General features: G+C 63.3%; 3 protein-coding genes and 2 pseudogenes. 4 read left to right on the plus strand and 1 reads right to left on the minus strand.

The features are described from left to right. From OC446_RS29255 to OC446_RS29265, 3 genes and pseudogenes are all read left to right on the plus strand, one after another. Positions 1 to 533: MBL fold metallo-hydrolase (locus OC446_RS29255; protein ID WP_262032425.1), on the plus strand; the 533-nt coding region annotated here is incomplete at its 5' end. 371 nt (positions 534 to 904) lie between these two features. Continuing rightward, a pseudogene (gene istA, locus OC446_RS29260) lies at positions 905 to 2442 on the plus strand (IS21 family transposase). Positions 2443 to 2455: 13 nt separating this feature from the next. Beyond that, complete coding sequence (locus tag OC446_RS29265; RefSeq protein WP_262032426.1) at positions 2456 to 3088, plus strand: ATP-binding protein; 633 nt, start codon at positions 2456 to 2458, stop codon at positions 3086 to 3088. 276 nt (positions 3089 to 3364) lie between these two features. Here the strand turns inward: OC446_RS29265 and OC446_RS29270 are convergent. Beyond that, positions 3365 to 3754, minus strand: a pseudogene (locus OC446_RS29270) (transposase); the annotation flags it as partial. A gap of 240 nt (positions 3755 to 3994) precedes the next feature. Here OC446_RS29270 and OC446_RS29275 point away from each other — a divergent pair. Continuing rightward, entirely contained in the window at positions 3995 to 4774 is a 780-nt protein-coding gene (locus tag OC446_RS29275; RefSeq protein ID WP_315986561.1) for a phosphatase domain-containing protein, read from the plus strand. Positions 4775 to 4956 lie beyond the last annotated feature (182 nt).

Here is a 4956-nt window from a genome sequence, read left to right on the forward strand (position 1 = left end):
TGTTTCCGGTGCGCCTCGGCCAGCTCCCGGCCCGGTTCGAGTATCACGGCTTCAGAGCCGGCGAGCCGATCACCTTCGACGACGGAACCCGGATCGAGACTCATCCCCTGAACCACCCCGGTGGCGCCACCGGGTTTCGCCTGAGCCACAGGGGCCGCAGCATCTGCTACATCAGCGACGTGGAGCACAGCGATCCCTGGCCGGATCCAGATCTTGCCGCCTTCGTACGCGATACCGACCTCATGATCTTCGACGGCATGTTCTCGGATGCTGAATATTCCTATTGCCGGGGTTGGGGCCACTCCACCTGGCAGAAGGGCGTGGAACTCTCGAAGGCCGCCGGCGTGGGGGCGCTGGCGATCTTCCACCTCTATCCGGGCCATGACGACGCCTATCTGAGGGCGGCCGAGGCCGAGATGCAGGCCGTGATGCCCACCGCCTTCATGGCCCGTGAACGGCAGTTCATCGCGTTCGAGCCCGTCGAGGAGACGGTTGCGGATCGGCCAGAGACCGCTAAGGTGCCCGCCGCCTAATGGCGGACCGAGTGGTTGCGGATGCGTGCTGACCCGGCTTAGCTGGAAGGCAGGTTCAAGCGGTCGTTGCAACGCCCTGAAGGAGGACGTTGCGATGAGCATTCGAAAGCGGCGGTCGGATCGGTCTGGACAAGCGCCCTTGCCGTCACCGGGCCGGCCACCTGTGGCGGGACGAGATGAAGGGCGTCGGTTCTGGGTTCCAGATGATCGTGATCATCCATTCCAGGGCAGCGTGATCATGGTTTCCAGAGGGCCGTGATCGCCCGTTCCAGCGATCGTGATCAGCCTTCTGAGATCGTGAAGAGGTGCTTGCCAACGGCAGTCCGCAACCCACGGTAATCTTGGCTTTTGCTTTCCAGCCGAGGACCAAGATGCCCACCGAGAGACTGTCGATGCGCCACATCCGTGAAGTCTTACGCCTGCACCACGCTGTCGGGCTCTCCCAGCGCGCCACCGCGGCCAGCCTGGGCCTGGCCCAGGGCACCATCAGCAAATACATCAACCGCGCCCGGCGCGCCGGCCTGACCTGGCCCCTGCCGCCCGAACTCGATGATGATGTCCTGCTGGAGAACCGGCTCTATCCGCCGCCCTCCGATCTGCCCGCCGAACAACGCAGCCAGCCCGATTGGACCCTGGTCCATCGCGAACTGCGCCGGCCGGGCGTCACTCTCATGCTGCTGTGGGAGGAATACTGCGACAGCACGCCGGAGGCCTTCAGCTATTCCTGGTTCTGCGAGCACTACAAGGACTGGGTGGGCCGGCTCAAGCCCACTCTGCGCCAGGTCCACGTCGCCGGCGAGAGGCTCTTCGTCGACTATTCCGGCCACACCATGGAGGTGATCGATGGGCTCACCGGCGAGGTCCGCCCGGTCCAGATCTTCGTCGCTGTGCTCGGGGCCTCCAACTACACCTATGCCGAGGCCAGCTTCACCCAGAGCCTGCCGGATTGGATTGGATCGCATGTGCGCACCTTCGCCTTCCTGGGCGGCGCACCCGCCAGACGGTCAGCGACAATCTCAAGGCCGGGATCACCAAGGCCTGCTTCCACGAGCCGATGGTCAATCGCACCTATGCCGACGCAGCGCGCCATTACGGCACCGCCATCGTGCCGGCCCGGCCCTACAAGCCGCGTGACAAGGCGAAGGTCGAGGTCGGCGTTCAGGTGGTCGGACGCTGGATCCTGGCTCGCCTGCGCAACCGCCGCTTCTTCTCGCTGCCGGCCCTCAACGCGGCGATCCAGGATCTGCTGCATGACCTGAATGAGCGGCCCTTGCGCGGTTGGGGCCGCAGCCGGCGCGAGCTGTTCGAGGCGCTCGACCGCCCGGCGCTGCTGCCGCTGCCGGCCGAACCTTACGAGTATGCCGAATGGAAGCGCTGCCGCGTCGGTCTCGACTATCACATCGAGATCGCCAAGCATTACTACAGCGTGCCGCACAATCTGGTTCGCCAGGAGGTCGAGGCGCGGATCACGGCGACAACCGTTGAAGTCTTCTGGCGCGGCAAGCGCGTGGCCTCGCATGTGCGCTCCCATCGTCCGCATCGGCCGACCACGGTGGCCGACCACATGCCGAGTTCGCATCGGCGCTACCGCGACTGGACGCATGAGCGCATCCGTCGCGAGGCGGGCAAAGTCGGGGCAGACGCCGCCACCTTGATCGACGTCATCCTGCGCTCCCGGCCGCATCCCGAGCAGGGCTTCCGCTCGGCAATCGGCATTCTCGGCTTGGTCAAGCGCTATGGAGCCGAGCGGGTCGATGCGGCCTGCGCGCAGGCTCTGGCGATCAACACCCGGTCCTACACCTCCGTTGCCGCCATTCTGAAGAGCGGCACGCACAAGGCCTCCCAGCCGGCGCAGGACGCGCCGGTTCTCGTCCACGCCAACATCCGCGGCCCCGGCTATTACCACTGATCAGGAGATCCTCATGCTGCTTCATCCCACCGTCGACCGCCTGCGGGCCCTGGGCCTGAGCGCCATGGCCGACACGCTGCTCGAGTTGCAGACCAACCCCGACGCGGCCGCGATGCCTCATGCCGACTGGCTCGGTCTTCTCGTCGATCGGGAAGTGACGTTCCGCGACAACCGTCGTCTGGCGCGCCGCCTCAGCGCGGCCAAACTGCGCCAGAGCGCCACCATAGAGAATGTTGACTACCGCACCTCACGCGGTCTCGACCGGGCCCTGTTCCAGGCGCTGGCGACCAGTCAATGGGTGCGCGATCACAATCACCTGGCGATTGTCGGCCCGACCGGGACGGGGAAGAGTTGGCTCGCCTGCGCGCTCGGCCACAAGGCCTGTCGCGATGGCTTCTCGGTCCTGTACCGGCGGGCGCCGCGCCTGTTTGCCGATCTGGCCCAAGCCCGCGGCGAAGGCCGTGTGGCGCGCCTGATGAGCACCTTGGAGCGGACGGATCTGATCATCATTGACGACTGGGGCCCGGAGCCGCTCACCGCTGTCATTTTGCCTTTAACGTTGAGATTCGTCGCGTTGGGTGTCAAAAAGCGACATTCTTTGCCCTTAAAGGCGAGATGCCGATCAGGTTTGTTCGCTGCTCTTTGATCCCTGCGTGTGAACGCGGTGCTGTATCTGGCGCGATACGATCGACGGTGGCGAGCAAACGGTCTTCGATGTGATAGGTCCGGAGCACGGCGGCCTTGGCGAACCCTGTCAGTTCCCGTTCCATCTCCATCGCAGCCAGCCGCACGCTGCTGTAAACGCTGTCTCACTTTTAGAGGGAAAAATCTCGGTTCTATAGGCAAAATCTCATATTTAGCGGCAAAGTACTCCCCTTGATTTTGTTGAGTTCCTTATCTCGCCTTTAGGGGCAAAGCGACAGCGGCAGAGCACAACGAACTGGACGCAGACCTGGCGGATGGCACGGCCATTGTCCTTGCGGAAATTGGCGATGGTCTTGTGATCGGGGCTCAGGCGGCCGGTGAGCCACATCAGCTCGACATTGCGGCTGGCCTCGCGTTCCAAGCGCCGGCTCGACTGCACCCGGTTGAGATAGCCGTAGATGTACAGCTTGAGCATGACGGCCGGATGGTACGACGGGCGTCCTGTGGCTTCGGGCACCACCCCGTCGAAGCCAAGCGCCCTCAGATCGAGCGCATAGACGAAAGCATCGATGACACGCACCGGGTTGTCCTCACCGATCCAGTCATCCAGGCTTTCGGGAAACAGGGTGGTCTGGCTGCGATCCACGCCTTCAACAAAGCGTCTCATCGGATCCCCCAAACAGAGCAGGCAATCCTACCACTAACCGCGTTTTGACACACCCAGGGTCGGTTCGAGTCTTTAAGCGCGCCCGTGTGAAGGTCGACTCGCGGTCGCGTTGCAGGCACTCTTCCTGGTCTGAGCCCAAGCGATCCAAAGGCGGCTGTTCCTCAGCGCATGTGCCAGTCCAAGGATCTTTCCCGGGCTCTGCCTCATTGGGAGACAAGACAAAAGCACAAAGCAAACGCCATGAGCGTCACGGGCACGGCGAAACTCTGGTTGAAGGCACTCACCCGAATCTCGGGCCTTATCGCTCGGCCTGTGCGTGAGGCGCAAGGCGAGAGCGGTGTGGTCCTCCAGCCCTACCGTGGGTATGGTTCCCCCACTGAGGTGTTCCTGATCGGCCGGGTGTTTCGCCAGTCGAGACCTCCCCCGGAGACCAGACAAGATAACCTTCTCGCTGACCTGCGGGATATCGGCCAACGCATCGCCCGCCACGCCGTTCCGAATGCGGACGGAACAGTCTGGTTCTACGGCGCGGAGGAACCCTTCACCACCGACCAAGATGGCTACTTTCGGATTCATCTCTCCCCTGCCCTGTCGCCGCCAGAGGATCGTTTGTGGCACACGATGGATCTAGCTTTGGAGCAACCCCAGGCTGTTCAGGCACAAGCGCAGATCTTCATCCCGCCGGCCAATTGTCGGTACGTGGTCATCAGCGACATCGATGACACCATCATGTACACCGGGGTCGCCAACAAGCTCAGGATGCTCTGGCGCCTGTTCGTCGAAGATGCCGAGAGCCGAGTGGCTTTTCCTGGGGTTGGGGCCTTGTACCGGGCCCTGCACGCCGGCGCCTCAGGCGATCAGCAGAACCCAATGCTCTATGTCTCACGAGCCCCTTGGGGCATCTACGAGGTGCTGGAAGAGTTCTTTGCCCGGCATGGCATCCCCGTTGGCCCAATCCTGTTCCTGCGCGAATGGGGCGTTTCCTGGACAAGCCCGCTGCCCCGTGCGCGTTTCGCGTGATCGTGAGCACGGATTTCACCGCATCGTGAGCAGGGATTTCAGGGGATCGTGAGCAGCGATTTCGCGGCATCGTGAGCAACGATTCCAGAGGATCGTGAGCACCTTTTCGGAGGTGCCGGGAGCTTCGGCCGACAACTCAACCGGCTACGGGATGTCTCTTCAACCACGAGGAGGCCCGATGC

This window comes from Microvirga sp. Mcv34, assembly GCF_024519725.1.
In the GTDB taxonomy this organism is placed as follows: domain Bacteria; phylum Pseudomonadota; class Alphaproteobacteria; order Rhizobiales; family Beijerinckiaceae; genus Microvirga.

Coding starts and splice junctions, on each gene's coding strand:
- OC446_RS29265 (WP_262032426.1), top strand. CDS start 2,456: ATGCTGCTTCATCCCACCGTCGACCGCCTGCGGGCCCTGGGCCTGAGC.
- OC446_RS29275 (WP_315986561.1), top strand. CDS start 3,995: ATGAGCGTCACGGGCACGGCGAAACTCTGGTTGAAGGCACTCACCCGA.